Source organism: Listeria monocytogenes (assembly GCF_041765605.1).
In the GTDB taxonomy this organism is placed as follows: domain Bacteria; phylum Bacillota; class Bacilli; order Lactobacillales; family Listeriaceae; genus Listeria; species Listeria monocytogenes_D.
Window position 1 is genome coordinate 26,696 of record NZ_CP168900.1, and the last position, 23,930, is coordinate 50,625.

Here is a 23,930-nt window from a genome sequence, read left to right on the forward strand (position 1 = left end):
TTTGGAGGTTAGATGATGGTTTTAAAAGAAGCCTGTATTGAAAATATTACTAATCTGGTAAATGTTATTGAAGCTGGAGCTAATCGAGTGGAACTTTGTGATAATCTAGCGGAGGGCGGAACTTCGGTTAGCTACGGGGTTGCGAAACATGTGGTGAAAATTTGCCATGAACAAAATGTAAGTGTAATGGCAATGGTCCGTCCCCGAAAAGGCAATTTTGTTTATACAAAAGAAGAAATTTCGGTTATGGTTGATGATATTTTGATGTACAAGAAAATAGCAGTTGATGGCGTGGTTTTTGGCTGTATTACGGATTCTGGATTGTTAGATAAACCAGCCATAATTGAATTATTGAAAGCCGCAGCAGGTCTGGAAGTCACTTTTCATATGGCGTTTGATGAGTTAGTAGGAACAGAAAAATTACCGGCAATAGACTGGTTAGCTGAGCACGGCGTTACAAGAATTCTCACACACGGTGGTGACGGCGCTAAACTTCCCGAAGAAACTTTTGTTCATTGGCGAAAATATATTGATTACGCAGCAGGTCGAATCATTATTTTACCAGGTGGAGGAATTAAATCGCACAATATGGAATGGATTATAAAAGAAACAGGAGCGGCTGAAATGCATGGCACTGACTTGTTTGGGGAGCGCTAAAACTCCCCAAATAAATTTATTTTTAAAAAAGGCTTGCAACCGTTTTCTTTATATGATATATTTATCTCATCACAAAGGATTGTTACCAATTCATTGGGCAAAACCTAAGCTGATTTGAAGGACACGTGTATACGTGGAGTCCTCGAATGAGCTTAGGTTTTTCTTTTTGCCCAAAAAACCAAAAAGAGGAAGGAAGTCGTCAAAATGAAATATGAACAGTTAGCAAAAGACATCTTGAAAAATGTCGGCGGTAAAGAAAATATCAACAGTGTTTTCCATTGTATTACCAGACTTCGGTTTAAACTGAAAGATGAGAATAGTGCGAACACAAAAGAAATTGAAAAGCTTGATGGAGTAATCTCTGTCATTAAAAGTGGTGGTCAATATCAAGTAGTTATCGGTAACCATGTACCAGACGTATTTAAAGCAGTATTAGAAGTTGGTGGAATTTCAGCTGAAGGTGACGATAGTAATGCACCAGCAAGTGGTAACATCTTCAACCGCTTCATCGATATGATTTCTGGCGTATTTACACCAGTTCTAGGTGTATTAGCCGCAACAGGTATGATTAAAGGTTTCACAGCAATGTTTGCAGCATTTGGTTGGATTACAGTTACTTCAGGTACGTACCAACTACTTTATGCAATTGGGGATTGTTTATTCTACTTCTTCCCAATTTTCCTAGGTTACACAGCAATGAAAAAATTCGGCGGAAACATATTTATCGGGATGGCAATTGGTGCTTCCCTAGTTTATCCAACACTTGCAGGCATTTCAGCAGGTGACCCAATTTACACACTTTTCCAAGGAACAATTTTTGAATCTCCAATTCACGTAACATTCTTAGGAATTCCAGTTATCTTGATGTCTTATGCATCTTCTGTTATTCCAATTATTTTAGCAACATACTTTGGTTCAAAAGTAGAAAAAGGCTTCAAAAAAATCATTCCAGATGTAATTAAAACTTTCGTAGTTCCATTCTGTACGTTATTAGTAATAGTTCCACTTACTTTCCTTGTAATCGGACCAATCGCAACTTGGGCTGGTCAACTACTTGGAGCAGGAACAATTTGGATTTACAACTTAAGCCCAGTCGTTGCTGGTTTAATCTTAGGTGGTTTCTGGCAAGTATTCGTTATCTTTGGACTTCACTGGGGTCTTATTCCAGTGGCAATCAACAACTTAACAACACTTGGAGCAGATCCAGTACTTGCAATGATGTTCGGTGCTTCTTTTGCCCAAATCGGTGCAGTATTAGCAGTATTCTTCAAAACTAAAAATACAAAACTTAAATCTCTTAGTATTCCAGCATTTATTTCCGGTATCTTTGGTGTAACTGAGCCAGCGATTTACGGGGTTACTTTACCACTGAAAAAACCATTCATCATGAGCTGTATTGCCGGTGCAATCGGTGGCGGAATCATTGGTTTTGCAAGTGCAAAAGTTTATATCATGGGTGGACTTGGAATCTTCGGTCTTCCTAACTTCTTCCAACCAGGTTCTGGTATCACAAGTGCATTCTGGTGGGTAGTTATCGCAATCGTTATCAGCTTCATCCTTGGTTTCATCTTAACTTATGTAGCAGGATTCAAAGATCCAGCTGAAGCAGTAGTAGAACCATCTAACACAGTAGAAGGCGAAACTTTAATCGAACGTGAAACAATTCCAGCTCCAGTAGTTGGCGAAATCGTAACTTTAGCAGACGTAAAAGACGAAGCATTTTCATCCGGTGCACTTGGAAAAGGTGTTGCAATCATCCCAACAGTTGGACGTGTAGTAGCTCCAGCAGCAGGAACAGTAACAACTATCTTCCCAACTGGCCATGCAATCGGTATTACAACTAAAGACGGTGCAGAAGTATTAATCCACATCGGTATGGATACAGTTCAACTAGAAGGTAAATTCTTCACAGCACACGTGAAACAAGGCGACGTAATCGAAAAAGGTCAATTACTAACTGAATTTGATATTGAAGGCATCAAAGCTGCTGGATATGACGTTACAACTCCAGTAGTAGTAACTAACTCCAATCAATATTTAGACGTAATGATTACAGATGCAAAAGAAGCAAAACTAGAAGAACGTTTAATCACATTAGTAATTTAAGACTTTTAAATAAACAGCTTGGGCAGTAACTTGCTCAAGCTGTTTTTATGTTATACTGAGAAAAAACGGACGGTGAAGCACCTATGCTAGTAAAAGGCGATACAGTAGGAATTATTTGTTGTTCTGATGGTCGGAAAAAAGAAGCTGAGAACAGAATTGCACTGCTTGAGCGAGTACTAAAAACAGAATTTAGCTTGCAAGTAGTTTTTGCTGAAACTATTTTTCAAAAAGATGAATCGCCATTTAGTGGTACTCCGCAAGATCGTGCGATAGAACTGATGAAATTATACCAGCGTTCAGATGTGCAAATGATTTTTGATATTTCTGGTGGAGATGCAGCCAATCAAGTATTGCCGTATCTTGATTTTGATATTATCCGAAATGCGCAAAAACCGTTTGTTGGCTATAGTGATCTAACGGTAATTTTGAATGCTATTTATACGAAAACAGAACAACGGGGTTATAATTATCAATTGCTTCATTTAGTTGGTAAAGATAGTGAGTTGCAGCAGAGTCATTTTAGAAAAACCTTTTTTGAAAATCGTGTATTAATTAGCGGAGAGCAGCTTAATGAGTTTGTGTGGCATGATGGCGAAGTTATTGGAGGAAACATTCGTTGCTTTTTAAAGTTAGCAGGAACAAATTTTATGCCTGATCTCACTAATAAAATAATTTTGTTAGAAAGTCTCGGTGGGAAAGAGGCGAAGATTGCATCATATGTGGCTCAATTAGAGCAATTAGGAGCGTTTTCTAAATGTTTAGGAGTTATTGTGGGACAACATTCCGAAGCGGAGGAAAACGGTGAATATGAAAGAATTGGTCGCTTATATCAACAAATTGGTCGGAATTATAAGTTGCCGATTTTCCGAACAAGCGAAATAGGGCATAGTGTAGATGCAAAACCATGCTTAATTGGTGCAAAAGTTAATGTTTCACGTGAAACATTAACAAATTTTTAATAATTTTATTGCGAAATGTTCATAATTAACCTTTAATATAGAACTTGTAAGCAAGGAATACAATTAGTTTTACTCCCTTTTTGCTAATTGTAAACTTCCTTAAAATCCTAAACTCCCTTTTTTGGACCGACTTGATTGTCGGTCTTTTTTTTAATCTTCCAAGCTGATAACTATTCAATTTTTTGTTAAAATGATAACATAAAAGAAAATGCGTATAAAAAAGGAGTTTTTATCATGAAAGTTGAAGGATTACTTGGCTTTTTAGGGGCGGCACTGGGTATTGGATTTAGTTTGATGGTTCTAGTTATTCCTGATATTTCACAAGCATTAGAAGAGGAGTCATTTTTCTTCTATATGTTAACGATTGGTTCACTTGTGCTTTCTGGAGTGGGACTTGCAGGATCGTTTGTTGTTTCGCATAAGCCTCGTCTTGGTGGAGCAATGATGGTTGCAGCTGCAATAGGTTGTACAATGTCAATTTCGATTATGTTCTTACTACCAATCGTATTACTTGCTGTTGGCGGATTAATTGCACTAATTAACTATGAAGAAGCTGCTTCCGTAGAAGAATAAATGAAAAAAAGCTGTCCGCGTGGGCAGCTTTTTTTATTAACGATTAAGATGTTTTTTCAAAAAGTGGTAAATTCCATCGGCGTCATTTGCATTAGTAACAAAATCAGCACTTTTTTTCACTAGTTCACTCGCATTTTCCATCGCAACCCCTGCGCCAGCTACTTCAAGCATCCCAATATCATTTTCACCATCACCAAAAGTAATTACATTTTCTGGTTTGATATTTAAATGTGCAGCGAGATCTTTCACGGCGTATTTTTTATCCATATCTTTTGGTAAAATTTCGATATTATTGGCATGGGAAGAAAGGATAGAAACATCGGATAGTTTTTCTAGCTCACTTCGAAGGACTGCGAGTTTGTCGAAATCTTCTTCCTCGATTACGATACCATTAATGAACTGGTCCGCATGCTCAAGGAAAGTTTCTCTTGTTTTAATCGCAACGAGTTTTGTAGCATTTACGCGGCCTTTATCTTCTTCATCCGTAAAATAATATGGCGGATTTTTAGTGTAGTAAACAGTATCTGTTGAAAAGAAAAACACTGGTAAGTCATGATTTTGGCACAATAAAAATGTCTCGAGTAACGCCGATTGTTTCATTTTTTCTTGTTGGATAATCTCGCCGGATACTGCAACCACGCCACCGTTGGAAGCAATGACATCTGCTTTTGGATGAACGAGGTTGGCGAAGTCTGTTGCGGAATTATACATTCGACCGGTAGAAACGGCAAAATGATGACCTTCTTCTATTAATTGTTGCAATAAATTTAGCGTTTTTGGTGAAATAGTTTGGTTTTTAAGTAGTAATGTTCCGTCTAAATCAGAACAAATTAAGTATTTTTCCAAGTAGACCGTCCTTTCGTTATAGCTTAGAGCCGCATGATTCGCGGATAATTAATTCTGGATTATGGTTGATAATCATTGGCTCAACTTGACCATTAATGGCGCTAATCAGTTGTAAAATCGCCATTTTACCAAGATATTCATTGTGTTGATCCATGGAAGTTAAGCGCGGAGTTTGGTAATCGCCATTCATAAATTGATCGCAGCTGACAATAGCAATATCTTCTGGGCAAGAAAGATTGGCATCATTAATCGCTCGAATTGCCCCGATAGCCACATTGTCATTGATAGCCACAAGCGCACTCGGAAAAGTAGCGCTATTTTCTAAAAGTTGAGTCATTGCTGCGTAGCCATCAGCCGTATAATAATCAGACAGAACCACCCAGTCGTCGTTTATCGGATGTTGATAGCTCGCCATGGCTTCTTTAAAAGATTCTAGACGGTAAGTGGTGATTTTCACGCCAGCTTCCCCACCGATAAAACCAATATTTTTATGACCAAGTGCAGTTAGATGACTAACTAAGGTTGTTACGCCTTTTTTTAAATTACGTTCGATAAATAAACAGTTGAGCTCAGGGATTTTCGACCCAATCACAACTACCGGAATTGCTTTATTTAGTTGATTTAGAGCAGTAATATACTCTTTTGAAACGATTTCTTTATCAATTTCGCCGCCTAAAATAAGTAAACCATCCACTTGCTTTTCTAAAATGATTTTCAAGTAATCTTCTTCGGTCAGAGGATGTTGGTTATTCTTATTATTTGGCTCGGCAAGCATGGTATTAAATAAAATCGTCGAAAACATATAATCTAGCGCGAATTTTTGAATTTGTGTTATAAGTGAAATGAAATAAGGATTGGAAATATCTGGTAAAATAACACCGATATTCTTCGTTTGCTTATTAACCATTCCACGAGCAAAAACGCTAGGTGTGTAATTATGTTCATCGATGATTGCTTGAATTTTTTGGCGTTTTGCAGCTGAAACAGAGGGGCTATTATTAAGGACCCTCGAAACAGTGGAAACGGAAACACCACTAAGTTTAGCGATTTCTTGTATAGTTATTTTTTTCATTAGGAATGTTCACCTCGTAAGCATTTTTAACTATTTTAAGTGTAGCGTATTTAAGGGCAAATAACAAGTATAATTTGGTAACGTTATCAAAAATTTGCGAAAAAGGGTTGACATATTAAAATTATCCGGTTATTCTATGGTAGAAAGCGCTATCAACAAATGGTTTTATTTGGTAACGTTACCAAAAATGAGGTGGAATAGTTGAACATACAAGAATCTGTCATCGGAATTGATCTAGGTGGCACTAAAATTTTAATTGGTGAAGTAACAAAAGATGGTGAGGTGCTAAATTCTAAGAGCTATCCAAGCAATACGGAGAATCAGACTAAAGCTACCGAAGTGCTGCTTGGGGCATTAGATGATTACACGCAGAATATTGGTTTTATAGCAGAAAAACAGACGAGTATTGGCGTAGGGCTCGTTGGCCGAGTGGATCACAAGTCAGGTGTTTGGTTAGAAATCGAACCAGGGAAGACGAACCCAACCCCACTTGCTGACATTTTAGAAGCGAAAACAGGGTTACCGGTAAGTCTTGGCAATGACGTAGTTTGCGCAACAATGGCCGAACAACAATTTGGTTGGGGCCGAGAAACAAATGATTTTATTTATTTAAATATTGGAACCGGTCTTGCTGCTGGATTTGTGGTGGATGGACGTGTTACACAAGGTGGGCACTTTAATGCGGGTGAAATCGGTCATGCTGTAGTAGATATTCATAGCGATGTACGCTGTGGCTGTGGCAGATGCGGTTGTGTGGAACGACTTGCTTCTGGCCTTGGAATTAAAGAAGAGGCGCTGAGGCATTTAAAAAACTATCCAACATCGGTACTTGCTGAAAATCAAGCAGAACTAACTGGAAAACTGGTTCTTCACGCCGCTGAGCAAAAAGATGTACTTGCGGAGAAAATCATTGATAATGCAACACTACAACTAGCCAATTTAATTATGAATTTAGTTCGTACAACCGATCCTGAATGCGTAATTTTAGGCGGTGGCGTGACGCAAAACGAACATTTTTTCCAAAAGATTTTAGCTAATCTTCAAAGCAATACAATCCGTTTTGTTACAAAAGGTGTTGTCCGCTCCAAGCTTGAGAAAGATAAAGTTGGTTTAATTGGTGCCGCAGTTATTGGAATGAAATTAGGAAATGAAGGAGGAAAAGAATGAAGCCAAGTATGGAACGACAAATTGCGCAAACTGGTATTATTCATCGGCCACTCCCTATTGAAACCGAGCACGCGTTAGAAACTTTAGCGAAAAAGAAACAAGTTTTATCAAGTAGGACTTTATTTAGCTCTAAACAACAAGTTTCCTTAGATTTTACACATCAAGGTGCGGGAGAATTTGCTATCTCAGAACAAGGAGAAATTAAGCTTGCTTCACCAGTCGATATGCCACATTGGCCCGCTGGTGCTCCGGATGACGGTGATTACACCAATTTTGGTAACGTTACCATATCGACATCACTCGAAAATGAGGACTGGAGCGGCTTTAACCGTGTACGAATTCAAGTTTTTCCTTATTTTCCTGGAGTAACAAATCCCTATTTAATGATTAGTTTTAAAAACGACGGAACCGTGAAAGTGCCTGATATATATGGGCGAGAAGGTGTTCATGGCGTGAATTTAATCAATCATGAATGGAATGATGTCATTTTTGAAATTGAAGGTTTGCCGCGCGACCGAATGACCGAAATGAGTTTTAGCTATTACTTGAATGGCCCAGAGCGACTGACTGCTGGAACGATGGAATTATTCATTAATGAAATTAAATTAGAACAAATCAGTGAGCCGGAGATTTCCAAGGGTTGGATTCCTCAAAATAACACGCTAATTTATTCGCATAATGGCTACTCCAAAGACATGCCAAAAGTGGCGTTTTGCGCGAATAACCATGCTGCGAGTACCTTTACAATTCACGAAAAAGAAACAGATAAAGTTGTTTTTACAGGAAAAAGTTACCAAAATACAACAGAAACTGGCAATTTCATTATTCTTGATTTTTCTGATTTACAAACTGTGGGCAAATACTATTTGAAATTTGCGGATATGCAATCGGAAACTTTCCAAATTGGGACTTCTGAAGTGATTTGGGAATCTTCTATCTGGAAATCACTCAATTTTATTTTCTGCGAACGTTGTGGCTGTCCGGTTTTTGGTAAACATACGACTTGTCATGCGGATATTATTGCTGAACATGATGGCAAACAGCTGTCATTTAATGGAGGCTGGCACGATGCGGGAGATGTTTCACAGCAACTCATTCAAACAGCGGAAGTAACGATGGCTTTATATGAAATGGCTGCGAGTTTACCTGATAAAGAGGAAGCGTTGCGAATGCGTCTTTTAGAAGAAGGCGAGTGGGGACTAGATTTTATTTTGAAAACGCGCTTCGGAGACGGTTTTAGGGCCACTAGTGCTGGTATGACGAGATGGACAGATGGACTTGTTGGTGGCATGGATGACGCTATTGCGCGCGTTCACAATCAAGCTTATGAGAACTTTTATTGTGCCGGTATTGAAGCCTATATCGGCAGCCAAATTACGGATAATGCTACTATGCAGAATCATTTGCTGAGAATCGCGGAAGAGGATTTACTTTTTGCGATAGAGGAGCTCGAAAAACACGGAACAAGTCAAAAACCGATTTTCTGGGAGCATACGTATCAAACCTCGGAAAGTTTATATTATGCGACAGCTTCTTGGGCGGCTTCAATGGTTTATCAACTAACAGACAAAGAAATTTATGCGGAAAAAGCAGCCGAGTGGTTAGATTTGATGTTAGAAGCGCAAGAAACAGCTGGGGTTAAAGACAGCGAAACTAGTGAACTTTACAAAGGATTTTTCTACCGCGATAAAACGCACAAAGTTATTCAGCATTTTAATCATCAAGCGCGCGAACATCTTTATTTACTTGCACTTGAGGCGGCACTTGAAACGCAACCAGCGCATTCAGAAAAACAAACTTGGAAGCAATCAGTCGAAATGTACGGTGATTACTTGAAAAAAGTAACACGTTTCACTAAACCATATCCGCTGATTCCGGCAGGGCTTTACAAAAAAGACGAGTATTTAGACGAAGCAAGTTTCCACTTACAACATTTACTCATTGATGAACGAGCGATAGAAGAATACCAATTGCAATTTGAGCAAGGTATCAAAATAAACGATGAGATAGCTTTACGAAAATTCCCAATTTGGTTCTCATTTAGAGGTAATAACGCTATTTTACTTTCAGCAGGAAAAGCGGCATCGATTGCTGGGAAAATTTTGCAAGATAAGGCGCTTCTGGACATTGCGGAAGGTCAATTGCAGTGGGTAATTGGTATGAATCCATTTGGACAATCAATGATGCACGGCGAAGGTTACCGCTACGCACAGCAATATAGTGTGCTGAATGGCGAAATCACAGGGGAAATACCAGTCGGAATGGAAACTTTTAGAAATGAAGATGAACCATACTGGCCGGAGTTTAATAATGCAACTTATAAGGAAGTTTGGGTCGGTAATGCCGGCAAATGGATGTCAATTGTAGCAGGTTTAAACAAAATAACAGGAAAGTCATAGGAGGACAAAAAAATGAGTTCAGAGAGAAGTTTATCTAGCCGATTTATTGAAGGATTATCAATTTTTGCCCAAAAAATTTCATCGCAAAAGCATATCATGGCAATTCGTGATGGCTTTGCAGCAATGATTCCGATTACGATTATTGCCGCATTTTTCTTGCTTGTAAATAACGTGTTACTTCAACCAGAAAATGGTCTGCTTAAATTCATTCCAAACGTAGAAAATTATTTAGGTGTAGGTATTCAAGTCTATAACGCGACACTTGGTATTATGGCGATTTTAGCCGCATTCTTAATTGGTAACTTTTTAGCTAAATCATACGGGATGGAAGGTCGTACGGAAGGGGTTATTGCAGTAGCAGCATATGTCGTTTTGATCCCAGCATCTTCACATTTAATGTCGGTTGACGGTAAAGCTTTTGAGGCTGGCGGCGTTTTAACCCAAGAAATGACAAGTTCGACAGGAATGTTCCTTGCAATCATCGCTGCTTTAGTCAGTGTTACCATGCTTGCGAAATTCTCGAAAAGCAAAAAATTAAAAATTTCTATGCCTGAAAGTGTTCCACCAGCAATTGCAAAATCATTTAACATTTTAATTCCATCTTTCTTAGTTCTAAGTATCTTAGCAATTATCGAAGTACTTGTAGTTAGTTTTGTATCAATGAGTATTCCAGAAATTATCGTAAAAGTACTACAAATTCCATTAGTTGGCGGTTTCCAAACGCTACCAGGGATTCTACTTTATGTGTTCTTAGCGGGATTCTTATGGGTCTTCGGTATTCACGGCGCGTTCGTACTAGGCGCGATTTCCGGGCCAGTACTTTTAACTTCCTTGCAACAAAATATTGATGCAGTGAATGCAAGTACAGCTCTACCAAACATTGTTACACAACCGTTTTTAGACGCTTTTGTATACATGGGTGGAGGCGGAACCATCATCTGTTTAGTTATCGCGATTTTCATTGCTTCTAAACGACCGGATCACCGTATGGTCACAAAATTCGGCTTAATTCCGAGTATATTCAACGTCAGCGAACCACTAATGTTCGGTCTGCCAGTTGTATTCAACCCGATTTATGGTATTCCATTAGTTATTGCACCTCTAGCTTCGACTGCTATGGCATACTTCGCAACTTCATGGGGCTGGATTAGCCAAACTTACATCTTGATTCCGTGGGTGACGCCACCAGTGCTTTCTGGTTATCTTGCGACAGGTGGAGACATTCGCGCGTCCATCCTTCAAATCGCAATTATTATCGTTGGAACACTGATTTACCTACCATTTGTACTCGTAGCAAACCGCGCGTATGTTTTAGAACAAAAAGCTGCTGGGAAAGTAGAAGCAGAAACAGTAACGAATGGAGAAGTTTAAAATGAAACCAACAATGATGACGTATATTAATGAAGAAGAGGAAATGTGTCGAGCAATTTTAGCAGATTTCCAAACAAATGCAGAAAAACTAGAATCACTCGTAAAAAATGGCGCAAAAGAATGGCTAATTTTAGCAACTGGATCAAGTTTAAATGCAGCTCAAAGCGCCAAATATTACATTGAAAATCTAGCCGATGTCCGCATTACAATTGAAGAACCGTTCAACCATTTATATTATGAAAAATTATCAAGTCATCTAGATTTGGTCATCGGAATTTCGCAAAGTGGCCAAAGCACATCGACTATCTCCGCGTTAGAACGAGTGAAAAAAGAAGCTTCTGTGCCAGTAGTGGCGCTAACTAGTGATGTAACGAGTGAAATTGCTGAGTTTGCAGATATTACACTTGATATCGGCTCCGGAAAAGAACGAGTTGGCTACGTAACAAAAGGTTTTACAGCAACTGTTCTAACATTGATGCTCGCAGGACTTCATTTTGCTTACAAAACAGCGCAAATTGATGAAACAAGGTTCAATGATGAAATCAACGCATTTAGCCGGGCGACGGATGCAATCCCGGAAACTATCGCTAAAACAGAGGCATTTTATGAAAAATGGCAAGAAGAATTTGCTGCCGCACCGAAGTTCACAGCTATTGGATATGGTCCAACTGTTGGAACGTGCAAAGAATTTGAAACAAAATTCTCAGAAACTGTTCGCGTGCCATCTCAAGGCCTTGATTTAGAAGCATTTATGCATGGCCCATATTTAGAAGTAAATCCACAGCATAGAATATTCTTCTTAGAGACAAAAAGTGAAGTTACCGAGCGATTAGTTTTGTTACGCGATTATGAATCTAAATACACGCCGTTTACGTATACAGTTAAATTTGGAACAACTGAAAACGAACGAACATTAGGGATACCAGCGGATTTAGACGAATTCCAAGCACCGTTTCTAATGATTCTGCCTTTCCAAATCTTAGCGCATCACATTGCGGAGTTGAAAGGAAACAAATTAACAGAACGTATCTACACAGACTTTGGCGTAGCAATGAAGAGTAAAACAAAACCAGGAGACTATGCTTAAATTTACCAAAAGACTGGAAAAACCCAAAATGTATAGGGTTTTCCAGTCTTTTTTCGCTCATATGGGAAAACTAATAGCAATTAATTGTTAAGAATTAGTAAATACATCACAAGTCTGATACAAGCAATGTTGATTTGTGGTAGAATGGAATTTGAGTTTTTAAAAAAAGAAGAGGAAGTGAGTACCTGGTGGATTTTATTACCTACATCATTGATTTCATTTTACACATTGACCAACATTTAGTTGAGATTATAAATAATTTTGGAATTTGGACTTACATCATTTTGTTCTTGATTGTTTTTATAGAAACTGGATTGGTAGTATTTCCGTTTTTACCAGGAGATTCATTACTTTTTGCGGCCGGAGCATTATCCGTATTAGATGGTTCAATCTTACATATTGTTCCCCTAATCATTACTTTATGGTTAGCAGCGGTTCTAGGTGACACAGTGAACTACCATATCGGTAAAAAAATTGGCACATCGATACCAGAAGATAGCTGGTTTGGAAAACTAATCAACAAAGAAAAGATGGAAAAAGCAGAGGCGTTCTTCAATAAACATGGTGGAAAAACAATTTTTATTGCTAGATTTATGCCATTCATTCGTACCTTTGCGCCGTTCGTAGCTGGAGCAAGCCGTATGAATTATCGTTATTTCTTAAATTATAATATTTTAGGAGCGACTGTTTGGGTATTACTTTGTACGCTCGCGGGTTACTTCTTCGGAAACTTCCCGATTGTAAAAGACAACTTCTCGTTAGTAGTAATCGGAATTATCGTAGTTTCCGTTATCCCAATGGTAGTTTCGTTCATTAAAAGTAAAATGGACAAAAAAAGCGCAGAATAATTTCTGTGCTTTTTTATTTCCCGGGAAATCTTTCGCATAAATAATAAACTTTTAGGGTAACTAATTAGGAAGAGGTGATGAAAATGGAAAAAGCATTGAACATTACATCCGAAATTGGCAAACTCCAGACAGTTCTTGTAAAAAGACCGGGTTCTGAACTTGAAAATATTACACCGGAATATCTCGAATCCCTGTTATTTGACGATATACCATACTTGAAAATGATGCAGAAGGAACATGATTTTTTTGTTAAAACAATGCAAGGTTCGAATATCGAAGTGCTTTACTTAGAAAAACTGGCCGCTGAAGCTTTGCGAGCAGCTAACAATAAAGAATCTTTTTTAACAAAAATAATTAAAGAATCCAATCAAATGGACGAAAGCGCGTTATATGTGCGAGATTATTTGATGTCTTTTGATGAAGAAGAAATGATTAGCAAATTGATGTCTGGTTTGAAAAAATCAGAAATTCCGGAGCGGAAAAAGAAACATTTAAATGAAATGATGGATGAACAATATCCATTTTTCCTAGACCCGTTGCCAAATTTGTATTTCACCCGAGATCCAGCAGCTGTTATTGGAAACGGTGTAACGATCAATAAAATGTTTCAGCCAGCAAGAAGGCGAGAGTCAATGTTTATTGAGCTGATTTTAAAACATCATCCTCGTTTTAGTAATCAAGAAATACCAGTGTGGTCAGGTCGCGAGGAGCCATTTTCTTTAGAAGGTGGAGATGAGTTGGTTCTCACTGAAGAAACTATTCTTGTCGGCGTATCTGAGCGAACAGACGCGCGAGCTGTCGAACGGCTTGCGGAAAGTTTATTTAGCCGTTCTCCAAAAATTAAACGAGTTTTAGCAGTTGAAATTCCAGAAACAAGGTCATTTATGCATTTGGACACGGTTTTCACAATGGTCAATTATGCGCAGTTCACGATTCATCCAGCAATTCAAAATCAACAAGGAGAACTCAATATTTATATTTTAGAAAAAAGCGAGAATGGACTGGATATCACTCCACGTAGAGATTTCAAGCGTGTGATTGCGGAAGTTTTGGGGGAGCCAGAAGTTGATTTTATTCCTTGTGGTGGAGAAGATGTAATTGTTTCTGCGCGGGAACAATGGAATGATGGGGCAAATACGCTTGCAATTGCTCCTGGAGAAGTAATTACATATGATCGAAATCAAGTATCAAACGATCTTTTAAGAAGTGCGGGTATAAAGGTTCATGAAGTAATTAGTTCGGAGCTTTCTAGAGGTCGTGGTGGGCCAAGATGTATGACAATGCCGCTATCTAGAGAAAATCTAAAATAGGCTTTAAAAAACGAGAATTCCCTTTCAAAATGCGACTTTCGCTAAAAGTATTGTCGGCTATTTTGGGATGTGCTATAGTGTTTTCAAACCAGAATTTTCAAGAAATATCTTGCTGGTTAGTTTGCGCTATGATATAATATTTTATTGTGAGTAATTATAAATTATTCCTTGCTCGCTCTTGATTTTAAGGCTTGCTAAAGGCAGTCTGAATTTCAGGGATATGGTGTGGTTTCATGCTATATCAGAGCCGCTTAAGACCACAAGGAGGTGTAGAGTAGATGGCTAGAAAGTACGAAATTATGTACATCATTCGCCCAAACATTGAAGAAGATGAGAAAAAAGCTGTTGTAGAACGCTTTGACGGAATCTTAACTGAAAATGGTGCGGAGATCATCGAATCAAAAGAATGGGGTAAACGTCGCTTAGCATACGAAATTAATGACTATCGTGATGGTTTTTACCACATCGTGAAATTAAACGCTGATAAAGCAGATTCTATCAACGAATTTGACCGTTTAGCTAAAATTTCTGATGATATCATTCGTCATATGGTAATTAAAGAAGAAGCATAAGAATTTATTCAAGGCTAGGACCTTGATTTACTAAACGAGAGGAGGTTGGTTTTGCATGATGAATCGTGTAGTACTTGTAGGACGCTTAACAAAAGATCCTGAATTACGTTACACTCCAGCAGGCGTGGCTGTTGCGACTTTTACATTAGCTGTAAATCGTACTTTCACTAACCAACAAGGAGAACGAGAAGCCGACTTTATTAATTGTGTTGTTTGGCGTAAACCGGCAGAAAACGTTGCTAATTTCCTGAAGAAGGGAAGCATGGCAGGCGTTGATGGTCGTGTTCAAACTCGTAATTACGAGGGGAACGACGGCAAACGTGTTTATGTGACTGAAATTGTAGCAGAGAGCGTTCAATTCCTTGAACCGCGTAATTCTAATGGCGGTGGCGGAAATAACTATCAAAGTGGCAATAACAACAATAATTATAATAGCGGTGGAAATAACTTCGGACAAGCACCTACAAATAACGGTGGATTCGGACAGGACCAGCAACAATCTCAAAATCAAAATTATCAATCCACTAACAATGATCCTTTTGCAAGTGATGGTAAGCCAATCGACATTTCTGATGACGATTTGCCATTCTAAAATCATTTTAGCGGTTTGAACTTTAAGATAGGAGGAACTTTCAATGGCTGGAGGACGCAGAGGCGGACGCCGTCGGAAAAAAGTATGTTACTTTACTTCCAATGGTATTACGCATATCGACTATAAAGATGTAGAACTTCTTAAAAAATTCGTTTCCGAACGTGGTAAAATTTTACCTCGTCGTGTAACTGGAACAAGCGCTAAATATCAACGTAAACTTACTGTTGCTATCAAACGCTCACGCCAAATGGCATTACTACCATTTGTTGCTGAAGAAAAATAAGTTAATTTTAGCAGTCTAGAATTTATTTCTAGGCTGTTTTTTATTGACTTAGATCTTAAGTCTTGCAAACCTAAGACCTAAGGAGGAAGTTAAGGTTAACTATTCATGTTATTCTTGAAGAGAAGTAAAAAAATGCACAGGGGGAAACAAATATGTATAAAAAATTAGCAACAGTAGGGGTGGCAGTATTATTAGTAGGAGCTTTGTCAGCATGTAGTTTTAACGATGATAAGGATACATCATCAAATAATAGCAAAAACGAAACTACTAGTAGCAAAAGCAGTAATAATGAAAGTTCATCAGATAGCTTGCAAAACAAAAGCTTCGATATGAGTTATGAAGACGCGATTAATGCGTTCAAAGACAAACATAGTGATGCAGAAATATCTAGCGTTGAATTAGAAAAAAGCTTGGGGAAATATGTGTATAAAGTTGATGGAATTTCAAATGATAATGAATACGAAATGAAGTTCGACGCTGAAACAAAAGAACAACTAAGTGATGAAACAGATCGACTTGACCGAGAAGATGCTGGTGGAGTAGAAAAAGAAAACGAAAAAATCGACTTAAATGGTATTAAAACACCAAAAGAAGCCATGGATAAAGCTGTATCAGAACAATCAGGCGACGTAACAAGTTGGAAAATAGAAAGAGAATTAGATACAACTTATTATGAAGTTACTGTAAAACAAGACAATAATAAATACGAAATTAAACTAAATGCAAAAACCTTAGATGTTCTTCAAACAGAACAAGATGATTAAATAGGTAGAGGAGTCCGGCTGTGAATATTCTTTCACAGCCGCCTTTTTTTATGAATAAAATTACTGAAATAAAATATTAATATGGGTTTTTAAACCTATCATACAGTTCTTTTTACACGTTTGAATATTCTGAACTGTATCCAAAAAATCGGCAATTTTGCTGTTTTTTGGTCGTTCATGACAAGAATCGGACATTTCATTACATTTTTGGTTATTATGGGTAAATTCGTTGTAAAATATTAGTGGAGGTGAATTAGTTGAGTAATTTTACCGCAAAAGTCCCTTTATCAGAAAGAATGGCGGATGTTTTGATTTCGAAAGACCGCTGGAAAGATGATGAAGAAGGTTATTTAAAAGTAAAATATGGGCTGGAAATAATTTTAATTAATGTCATGAAGTTTGCTCTCGTATACGGTATTGCCTTAGTAACAGGGCTTTTACTGCAAACAGTGACAGTGCATCTGTCATATTTATGGCTTAGACGGTATTCTTTTGGATTACACGCAACCAAAACATTGAATTGTACGTTAATTAGTTTGATGATGTTTGTGCTTGCGCCATTTGTTTTTCAAAATGTCCCCTCTAATAATTGGATTGTTTTAGGCACATTTGCATTCATACTACTCAACATGTTTTTATTCGCTCCGGCAGACACAGAAAGTTTGCCTTTAATCGGTGAAGAACACCGAAAAACACTAAAAAGAAAAGCGATGATAGGAACGCTAATTTTAACGGGAATTGCGTTACTAATACCATTCGCAGAGATGAAAACATTAATCATGATAGGATCTTTGTTTCAGGTGATAAGCATTAATCCACTTACTTACAAACTATTAAGAAGGAGGTATCGGAACTATGAAAAATATGAATAAATCAGTTGGTAAATTCCTTTCTAGAAAACTAGAAGAACAATCCATGAAAGTTGCGGATTCTTCTATGAGTAAAGCTTGCTTCATGTTTGTATACGAACCAAAAAGTCCATTTGTAAAAATGCAAGAAAAAAACGAAAATAAATAAATTAAAAACTGTATAACGTCAAAATTCATGCTAAAATAAAAAGAAGGCAAACTTACATATTTAAACATAGATATTTTAGACAGTGGAGGATTAATATGTTTAGTATTTTGATGGCAATTATACAGATAACGGGTATTTTTATAGCAATCCAGATTTTGACGAATAGAGTTTTTTCAATTAAAGAGGGATTGGTTACTATAGCAATTGCTATGCTAGCCTTCCCTTTATTTACATTAGTTCAGTATTGGTCGATGATTTTTGTGTTGCTGGTTTTTGTAAGTGCCTTATATTGGAAAAATAAAAATTTGATAGTATCGGGATCTATTACGCTGGTAGTTATAATTTTGCTTACTATTAGTGATTCTATAGTAGGTTTTATTTTAGTACCAGGTTTGAATTTTAAATATGATGATATATTTAATGAATTACTTCCAACATTAGTTTATTGTGCAGGAATGCTAACGAACCTGTTGGTGCTTTCTTTTCTACTTAGGAAGCTTACTGAAAAAATTGATATAACAAGATTTATTGAACATAGAAAATATGCGTATATTATCTTTTCTATCGTTGCACTTACTGTTTTAGCGTTTTATATGAATATTTACGCGGGTTCGATTGCAGGCTTCGATGGTTCGGTTTTAAAAATTAATACGCTTATTTTTACTGGTTATACCATTTTGCTAATAGTGATAGTGACGGTTGTTATTAATACGGCGACCAACGAACTTAAAGTACAGAATCAGAAGGAGCAGCTAGAACAGTTACAGGATTATGTTACGACATTAGAGTCCCTGCATAGAGAAATGCGAGTTTTTCGTCATGATTATGTGAATATCTTGTCTACGCTAGTAGGATATATTGATAATAATGATATGCCGGGTTTGAAGTATTACTTTGAAAATAATATTGTACCTATAAATAAAACAATTGAATCGAATAACTATAAGATTTCATTACTTCAAAATATTCATGTCATTGAACTGAAGGGCTTGCTGGCTGTTAAATTAATACGAGCTCAGGAGTTAAAAATTGATGCGATTTTGGAAGTAGTTGAACCGATTGATAAAATTTCGATGGACAGCATAGACTTATGTAAAGTTGTCGGGATATTACTGGATAATGCGGTTGAAGCGGCGCTAACTTGTGAAAATCCAGTTATACGAATCGCGTTCGTGAAAAAAGGCGATAGCATTATCATTGTGTTCGCGAACAGCTTACCGGTGAATATGCCGCCGATTTATAAGATATTTGAAGAAGGTTTCTCTACAAAAGGAGAAGGTCGTGGATTAGGTCTTGCTAGTTTGCGGGAGATTATGAAGAAATATTCACACGTTGCCTTAGATACGAAAGTGACCGATAGAGAAGTTATTCAAGAATTAGAAATTATGTAGAAGAATGGGGATGAATTTATGCTACCGGTTTTTATTTGTGAAGATAACAGAATGCAGCGAGAAAGGTTAACGAAATATATTGAAGACTATATTATGGTTGAACATTTTGATATGAAGTTAGAACTTTCAACAGGAGATCCGTTTGAGTTAGTATCACGAATGCCTACACATCAAGGTATGGGGCTTTATTTTTTAGACATTGATTTAGGACAACCGGACATGAATGGTTTTGAATTAGCTCAGGAAATTCGGAAGTTTGATCCGCGTGGTTTCATTATTTTTATTACAACACATGCGGAGTTAAGTTATATGACTTTCACGTATAAGGTGGAAGCGCTTGATTATATCATTAAAGACGATATTGATATGCTGCATGACCGAGTGCTTTCGTGTATGAAGCAAGCGGAAGAACGGATTTCTAATGACCAAGACATGCAGAAGTATTTTACGTTTAAAGTGTCGGATAAGAAGATTATTCATGAGTTGTTAGATGATATCTTGTTTTTTGAGACAGCGCCAACTATTCATAAAGTAATTTTACATGGCAAAAATCGCCAAGTGGAATTTTATGGTAAGTTGAAGAATATTGAGAAAATGTTGGACGAATCGTTTTATCGTTGTCACAGGTCGTATATTGTGAATAAGAAAATATTCACGAACTAGATACGACAAAAGGTGTGGTGAAGATGTCTAATGGAGAAAATTGTTATGCATCGTCGAAATTAATTAAAAGCTTGAGTTTATAAAAGTGGCCTTGAAGGTCGCTTTTTTTGTACCATGCCATGTTCGCGTTTGATGAAATGAGGAAATATGGGTAAAATAATAGTGATGAATTGTTAGTTAAGTTTGTGTTATGATATAGATACTCAAATTCAGACAAAAGGTATGTAAAAAAATGGGGAGCTGGATGAAATGTCAGGCTATTTTCAAAAACGAATGCTTAAATATCCATTATACGGTCTGATTGCGGCGACAATTATTTTGAGCGTAATCACGTTCTTTTTTTCGTGGTGGCTTTCTGCGTTAGTTGTTGTTGGTGGGATTATTCTTACGGTTGCGATGTTTTATTTTGAATATCGCTTGAATGAAGACGTTCAACTATATGTTTCGAATTTAACGTATCGGATTAAGCGTAGTGAAGAAGAAGCGCTTGTTGAGATGCCAATGGGAATACTTCTATATGATGAACATTACAAAATCGAATGGGTTAACCCGTTTATGTCAAAATACTTTGATAAGGCAGAGTTAATCGGGGAATCTTTGGAAGAAGTAGGACCGGAATTTTTGGACGTTATTACTGGGAATGATGAAAAGGGGATTATGTCGATTGCTTGGCGTGATCACCGTTTTGATACGATAGTAAAGCGTAAGGAACGGATTTTGTATTTATATGACCGAACAGAATATTATGATTTAAATAAGAAGTTTCAGGCGAATAAATCTGTTTTTGCGGTTATTTTCTTAGATAATTATGATGAATGGGCGCAGGGGATGGATGATAGACGTCGCAGTGCTTTAAATAATTTGGTGACGTCGATGTTGACCAACTGGGCCAGAGAGCATCGTATCTATTTGAAACGGATTTCTACGGATCGTTTTATGGCCTTTTTGACGGAGGAAATGTTGAAGCGGTTGGAGGAAGAGAAGTTTCAAATATTGGACCGGATTCGTGAACGGACGTCGAAGCAAAATATTCCATTAACGCTTAGTATTGGGATTGGTTATAAGGAAGATGATTTGATTCAGCTGGCCGATTTGGCGCAGTCTAGTCTGGACCTTGCTTTAGGTCGTGGCGGCGATCAGGTCGTAATTAAGCAACCTGAAGGAAAAGTGCGTTTTTATGGCGGGAAAACAAATCCGATGGAAAAACGGACTCGTGTTCGCGCACGTGTTATCTCGCAAGCCTTGCAAGAGTTGATTACGCAAAGTGACCAAGTTTTTGTTATGGGGCACCGTTATCCGGATATGGACGTAATTGGTTCGAGTCTTGGAGTGATGCGAATTGCTGAGATGAATGATCGGAATGCTTATGTGGTCGTGGAACCTGGCAAAATGAGTCCAGATGTGAAGCGATTAATGAATGAAATTGAAGAATATCCAAATGTGATTAAAAATATTGTTACACCGCAAGTCGCGCTAGAAAATATCACGGAGAAGAGTTTGCTTGTGGTTGTTGATACGCACAAACCTTCGATGGTTATTAATAAGGAATTGCTTGACTCTGCTACGAATGTGGTGGTTGTCGATCACCATCGTCGTTCAGAGGAATTTGTCGGAAGCCCGGTGCTTGTTTATATCGAACCATATGCTTCTTCCACTGCCGAACTGATTACGGAGCTGTTTGAGTATCAACCGGATTTAGAGCAGGTTGGGAAAATCGAGGCAACAGCGCTTCTTTCCGGGATTGTGGTTGATACGAAGAACTTTACGCTTCGGACTGGGTCGCGAACGTTTGATGCGGCGAGCTATTTACGGTCGCTTGGTGCGGACACGATTTTAGTTCAGCAATTTTTGAAGGAAGATATTACTACTTTTACACAGCGGAGTCGTTTAGTGGAGTCGCTTGAAATTTATCATGATGGTATGGCGATTGCGACTGGACATGAAGACGAGGAATTTGGCACAGTTATAGCTGCGCAGGCGGCAGATACGATGCTTTCGATGGAAGGCGTGCAGGCATCCTTTGTTATTACGCTACGTCCGGATAAATTAATCGGGATTAGCGCGAGATCGCTGGGTCAAATCAATGTGCAAGTCATTATGGAAAAACTAGGCGGTGGCGGACATTTATCGAATGCAGCCACACAGCTTAAAGATGTTACAATTGCAGAAGCAGAAAAACAATTAATTAGCGCCATTGATGCGTATTGGAAGGGAGAAACATAATTATGAAAGTTATTTTCTTGAAAGACGTAAAAGGTAAAGGTAAAAAAGGTGAAACTAAAAATGTTGCTGATGGTTACGCAAACAATTTTTTAATTAAAAATGGTTACGCAGTTGAGGCTAACAATGCGGCTTTAAGCACTCTTTCAGCGCAAAAGAAAAAAGAAGATAAATTAGCTGCTGAAGAACTAGCTGAAGCAAAAGCTTTGAAAGAAAAAATGGAAAATTTAACAGTGGAATTAAAAGCGAAGTCTGGTGAGGGCGGCAGATTGTTTGGTTCTATTACATCTAAACAAATTGCTCAAGCGCTTGAAAAAACACATGGTATTAAAATAGATAAACGTAAAATGGACTTACCAGAAGCAATTCGGGCTTTAGGACATACGAAGGTGCCGGTGAAATTGCACCATGAAGTAACGGCAACGCTTGATGTACATGTGAGTGAAGAATAATTTTTCTTAAGGGAGCGTAAGACAGTGGATAATAATTTCCAGGACAGAACACCACCACAAAATATTGAAGCCGAACAAGCTGTACTGGGCGCGATATTTCTTGAGCCGAATGCGCTGATTACCGCTTCTGAAATTTTAATGCCGGATGATTTTTATCGTACTGGTCACCAAATCATTTTTGAAACGATGCTTGATTTGAATGACCACGGGAAAGCTGTCGATGTATTAACGGTTTATGAGGCGCTTGCTGCCAAAGGTAATTTGGAGGATGCAGGTGGTTTGCCTTATTTGACGGAACTATCCGGTGCTGTACCAACTGCGGCTAACTTGGAATACTATGCCCATATTATCGAGGACAAGGCGCTTCTGAGACGTTTAATTAGAACTGCTACCCAAATTGCGACAGATGGTTATTCGCGCGAGGACGAGCTCGACATGCTTATGGACGAGGCGGAAAAGAGTATCTTGGAAGTTTCACAACGCAAAAATGTCGGAGCGTTCAAGAATATTAAAGATGTCCTTGTTAAAACATATGATGATATTGAAATTTTGCATAATCGCAAAGGTGATATTACTGGGATTCCAACTGGATTTAACGAGCTGGACAAAATGACAGCTGGATTTCAGCGGAATGATTTAATTATTGTTGCCGCGCGTCCTTCCGTTGGTAAAACAGCATTCGCCCTAAATATTGCGCAAAATGTTGCAACGAAAACTGATGAGAATGTGGCCATTTTTAGTTTGGAAATGGGTGCGGAACAACTTGTTATGCGTATGCTTTGTGCGGAAGGAAATATTAATGCGCAGAATTTACGGACGGGTGCTTTAACGAGTGATGATTGGCAAAAGCTGACAATTGCTATGGGTACACTTTCTAATTCTGGGATTTATATTGATGATACGCCGGGTGTGCGGGTGAATGAGATTCGTTCCAAATGCCGTCGTTTAAAACAAGAAACTGGTCTTGGTATGATCGTAATCGACTACTTGCAGCTTATTGCGGGGAGCGGTCGTGGTGGCGAAAATAGACAACAAGAAGTTTCTGAAATTTCTCGGTCGTTAAAAGCTTTGGCGCGGGAACTTGAAGTGCCGGTTATTGCACTTTCGCAGTTATCTCGTAGTGTAGAGCAACGCCAAGATAAACGCCCAATGATGTCAGATATTCGTGAATCTGGTTCGATTGAGCAAGATGCCGATATCGTAGCCTTTTTATACCGAGAAGATTACTATGACCGGGAAGGCGAAAATGATGGCACGATTGAGATTATTATTGCGAAACAACGTAATGGTCCAGTTGGTGATGTGAAACTAGCCTTTGTAAAAGAATACAATAAGTTTGTGAATTTAGAAGTGCGGTACGACGACGCAATGGCTTAATGAGGAAACCTTGTGAAATTCAAATTAGATTTGGAGTTCGCAAGGTTTTTATTTTATGCAAAAAGGTAACGTATTACTATTAATGGACTTTGAAATTCCCGTAAAAGGATTAAAAAAGCGAACGATAAAATTACCTTACAAATCAATGTTCGTAAATCCATTGACTATTTTGGTGGCAAACGGTACAATGTATAGTGGAAAATG

At 38.0% G+C, this 23,930-nt stretch carries 22 protein-coding genes and 1 pseudogene; 21 read left to right on the plus strand and 2 right to left on the minus strand.

From position 1 onward, the window contains the following. Positions 1-15: 15 nt before the first annotated feature. The 4 genes from AB2Q86_RS00125 (at position 16) to AB2Q86_RS00140 (ending at position 4,295) form a co-directional block, all read left to right on the plus strand. Entirely contained in the window at positions 16-657 is a 642-nt protein-coding gene (locus AB2Q86_RS00125; protein WP_012582225.1) for a copper homeostasis protein CutC, read from the plus strand. Positions 658-861: 204 nt separating this feature from the next. Beyond that, the gene (locus AB2Q86_RS00130; protein WP_119721746.1) at positions 862-2,763 is read left to right on the plus strand and encodes a beta-glucoside-specific PTS transporter subunit IIABC; all 1,902 of its coding nucleotides are present in this window, start codon (positions 862-864) and stop codon (positions 2,761-2,763) included. An 83-nt stretch (positions 2,764-2,846) separates the two neighbouring features. After that, a complete protein-coding gene (locus AB2Q86_RS00135) occupies positions 2,847-3,722 on the plus strand; it encodes a S66 peptidase family protein (protein WP_012582223.1) in 876 nt (291 codons plus the stop codon). A gap of 234 nt (positions 3,723-3,956) precedes the next feature. Beyond that, positions 3,957-4,295 (plus strand): DUF4064 domain-containing protein, encoded by a 339-nt coding sequence (locus AB2Q86_RS00140; RefSeq protein ID WP_003728738.1) that lies wholly within the window; start codon positions 3,957-3,959, stop codon positions 4,293-4,295. A gap of 36 nt (positions 4,296-4,331) precedes the next feature. Here AB2Q86_RS00140 and AB2Q86_RS00145 read toward each other — a convergent pair whose 3' ends face one another. After that, on the minus strand, positions 4,332-5,141 hold the full coding sequence (locus AB2Q86_RS00145) for a Cof-type HAD-IIB family hydrolase (protein ID WP_012582222.1): 810 nt from the start codon (positions 5,139-5,141) through the stop codon (positions 4,332-4,334). A gap of 16 nt (positions 5,142-5,157) precedes the next feature. Further along, positions 5,158-6,213: a LacI family DNA-binding transcriptional regulator gene (locus AB2Q86_RS00150; protein ID WP_012582221.1), complete on the minus strand. Its 1,056-nt coding sequence runs from the start codon at positions 6,211-6,213 to the stop codon at positions 5,158-5,160. 201 nt (positions 6,214-6,414) lie between these two features. Between AB2Q86_RS00150 and AB2Q86_RS00155 the strand changes: the two genes are divergently transcribed. The 17 genes and pseudogenes from AB2Q86_RS00155 (at position 6,415) to dnaB (ending at position 23,726) form a co-directional block, all read left to right on the plus strand. Further along, positions 6,415-7,380, plus strand: coding sequence for an ROK family protein (locus AB2Q86_RS00155; RefSeq protein ID WP_012582220.1), 966 nt, complete (start codon positions 6,415-6,417; stop codon positions 7,378-7,380). Beyond that, positions 7,377-9,779 (plus strand): glycoside hydrolase family 9 protein, encoded by a 2,403-nt coding sequence (locus tag AB2Q86_RS00160; RefSeq protein WP_012582219.1) that lies wholly within the window; start codon positions 7,377-7,379, stop codon positions 9,777-9,779. Before AB2Q86_RS00155 ends, AB2Q86_RS00160 begins: the two co-directional genes overlap by 4 nt. A 12-nt stretch (positions 9,780-9,791) precedes the next feature. Continuing rightward, on the plus strand, positions 9,792-11,150 hold the full coding sequence (locus AB2Q86_RS00165; protein WP_012582218.1) for a PTS sugar transporter subunit IIC: 1,359 nt from the start codon (positions 9,792-9,794) through the stop codon (positions 11,148-11,150). A gap of 1 nt (position 11,151) precedes the next feature. Next, on the plus strand, positions 11,152-12,237 hold the full coding sequence (locus AB2Q86_RS00170; RefSeq protein ID WP_012582217.1) for an SIS domain-containing protein: 1,086 nt from the start codon (positions 11,152-11,154) through the stop codon (positions 12,235-12,237). Between the two features lie 188 nt (positions 12,238-12,425). Beyond that, positions 12,426-13,085 (plus strand): DedA family protein, encoded by a 660-nt coding sequence (locus AB2Q86_RS00175; protein ID WP_003721665.1) that lies wholly within the window; start codon positions 12,426-12,428, stop codon positions 13,083-13,085. Positions 13,086-13,162: 77 nt separating this feature from the next. After that, positions 13,163-14,395: an arginine deiminase gene (arcA, locus tag AB2Q86_RS00180; RefSeq protein WP_012582216.1), complete on the plus strand. Its 1,233-nt coding sequence runs from the start codon at positions 13,163-13,165 to the stop codon at positions 14,393-14,395. A gap of 278 nt (positions 14,396-14,673) precedes the next feature. Beyond that, positions 14,674-14,967: a 30S ribosomal protein S6 gene (gene rpsF / locus AB2Q86_RS00185; protein ID WP_003721667.1), complete on the plus strand. Its 294-nt coding sequence runs from the start codon at positions 14,674-14,676 to the stop codon at positions 14,965-14,967. 55 nt (positions 14,968-15,022) lie between these two features. Beyond that, entirely contained in the window at positions 15,023-15,559 is a 537-nt protein-coding gene (gene ssb / locus AB2Q86_RS00190) for a single-stranded DNA-binding protein (protein ID WP_003721668.1), read from the plus strand. 43 nt (positions 15,560-15,602) lie between these two features. Next, positions 15,603-15,842 carry a 30S ribosomal protein S18 gene (gene rpsR, locus AB2Q86_RS00195; protein WP_003721669.1) on the plus strand — a complete coding sequence of 80 codons (240 nt, stop codon included), beginning with the start codon at positions 15,603-15,605 and terminating at the stop codon, positions 15,840-15,842. A gap of 152 nt (positions 15,843-15,994) precedes the next feature. Further along, on the plus strand, positions 15,995-16,606 hold the full coding sequence (locus AB2Q86_RS00200) for a PepSY domain-containing protein (protein ID WP_003735137.1): 612 nt from the start codon (positions 15,995-15,997) through the stop codon (positions 16,604-16,606). A 257-nt stretch (positions 16,607-16,863) separates the two neighbouring features. Beyond that, positions 16,864-17,478, plus strand: coding sequence for an accessory gene regulator ArgB-like protein (locus AB2Q86_RS00205; protein ID WP_003728981.1), 615 nt, complete (start codon positions 16,864-16,866; stop codon positions 17,476-17,478). Then, positions 17,462-17,623, plus strand: coding sequence for a cyclic lactone autoinducer peptide (locus tag AB2Q86_RS00210; RefSeq protein ID WP_003721672.1), 162 nt, complete (start codon positions 17,462-17,464; stop codon positions 17,621-17,623). Before AB2Q86_RS00205 ends, AB2Q86_RS00210 begins: the two co-directional genes overlap by 17 nt. Positions 17,624-17,718: 95 nt before the next feature. Continuing rightward, the gene (locus AB2Q86_RS00215; protein WP_014588973.1) at positions 17,719-19,014 is read left to right on the plus strand and encodes a sensor histidine kinase; all 1,296 of its coding nucleotides are present in this window, start codon (positions 17,719-17,721) and stop codon (positions 19,012-19,014) included. 18 nt (positions 19,015-19,032) lie between these two features. Beyond that, positions 19,033-19,760, plus strand: a pseudogene (locus tag AB2Q86_RS00220) (LytR/AlgR family response regulator transcription factor). 166 nt (positions 19,761-19,926) lie between these two features. Beyond that, positions 19,927-21,900 (plus strand): cyclic-di-AMP phosphodiesterase PdeA, encoded by a 1,974-nt coding sequence (gene pdeA / locus AB2Q86_RS00225; RefSeq protein ID WP_003721675.1) that lies wholly within the window; start codon positions 19,927-19,929, stop codon positions 21,898-21,900. 2 nt (positions 21,901-21,902) lie between these two features. Further along, on the plus strand, positions 21,903-22,349 hold the full coding sequence (gene rplI, locus AB2Q86_RS00230) for a 50S ribosomal protein L9 (RefSeq protein ID WP_003721676.1): 447 nt from the start codon (positions 21,903-21,905) through the stop codon (positions 22,347-22,349). Between the two features lie 24 nt (positions 22,350-22,373). Continuing rightward, the gene (gene dnaB, locus AB2Q86_RS00235; RefSeq protein WP_003721677.1) at positions 22,374-23,726 is read left to right on the plus strand and encodes a replicative DNA helicase; all 1,353 of its coding nucleotides are present in this window, start codon (positions 22,374-22,376) and stop codon (positions 23,724-23,726) included. Positions 23,727-23,930 lie beyond the last annotated feature (204 nt).

Excerpts from the sequence above, each read along its gene's own strand:
- AB2Q86_RS00160 (WP_012582219.1), top strand. The coding sequence starts at position 7,377 with ATGAAGCCAAGTATGGAACGACAAATTGCGCAAACTGGTATTATTCAT.
- AB2Q86_RS00140 (WP_003728738.1), top strand. The coding sequence starts at position 3,957 with ATGAAAGTTGAAGGATTACTTGGCTTTTTAGGGGCGGCACTGGGTATT.
- AB2Q86_RS00170 (WP_012582217.1), top strand. The coding sequence starts at position 11,152 with ATGAAACCAACAATGATGACGTATATTAATGAAGAAGAGGAAATGTGT.
- arcA (WP_012582216.1), top strand. The coding sequence starts at position 13,163 with ATGAAAATGGAAAAAGCATTGAACATTACATCCGAAATTGGCAAACTC.
- rpsR (WP_003721669.1), top strand. The coding sequence starts at position 15,603 with ATGGCTGGAGGACGCAGAGGCGGACGCCGTCGGAAAAAAGTATGTTAC.
- rpsF (WP_003721667.1), top strand. The coding sequence starts at position 14,674 with ATGGCTAGAAAGTACGAAATTATGTACATCATTCGCCCAAACATTGAA.
- AB2Q86_RS00200 (WP_003735137.1), top strand. The coding sequence starts at position 15,995 with ATGTATAAAAAATTAGCAACAGTAGGGGTGGCAGTATTATTAGTAGGA.
- pdeA (WP_003721675.1), top strand. The coding sequence starts at position 19,927 with ATGTCAGGCTATTTTCAAAAACGAATGCTTAAATATCCATTATACGGT.
- AB2Q86_RS00130 (WP_119721746.1), top strand. The coding sequence starts at position 862 with ATGAAATATGAACAGTTAGCAAAAGACATCTTGAAAAATGTCGGCGGT.
- AB2Q86_RS00135 (WP_012582223.1), top strand. The coding sequence starts at position 2,847 with ATGCTAGTAAAAGGCGATACAGTAGGAATTATTTGTTGTTCTGATGGT.
- AB2Q86_RS00210 (WP_003721672.1), top strand. The coding sequence starts at position 17,462 with ATGAAAAATATGAATAAATCAGTTGGTAAATTCCTTTCTAGAAAACTA.
- AB2Q86_RS00215 (WP_014588973.1), top strand. The coding sequence starts at position 17,719 with ATGTTTAGTATTTTGATGGCAATTATACAGATAACGGGTATTTTTATA.
- AB2Q86_RS00165 (WP_012582218.1), top strand. The coding sequence starts at position 9,792 with ATGAGTTCAGAGAGAAGTTTATCTAGCCGATTTATTGAAGGATTATCA.
- AB2Q86_RS00125 (WP_012582225.1), top strand. The coding sequence starts at position 16 with ATGGTTTTAAAAGAAGCCTGTATTGAAAATATTACTAATCTGGTAAAT.
- rplI (WP_003721676.1), top strand. The coding sequence starts at position 21,903 with ATGAAAGTTATTTTCTTGAAAGACGTAAAAGGTAAAGGTAAAAAAGGT.
- ssb (WP_003721668.1), top strand. The coding sequence starts at position 15,023 with ATGATGAATCGTGTAGTACTTGTAGGACGCTTAACAAAAGATCCTGAA.
- AB2Q86_RS00150 (WP_012582221.1), bottom strand. The coding sequence starts at position 6,213 with ATGAAAAAAATAACTATACAAGAAATCGCTAAACTTAGTGGTGTTTCC.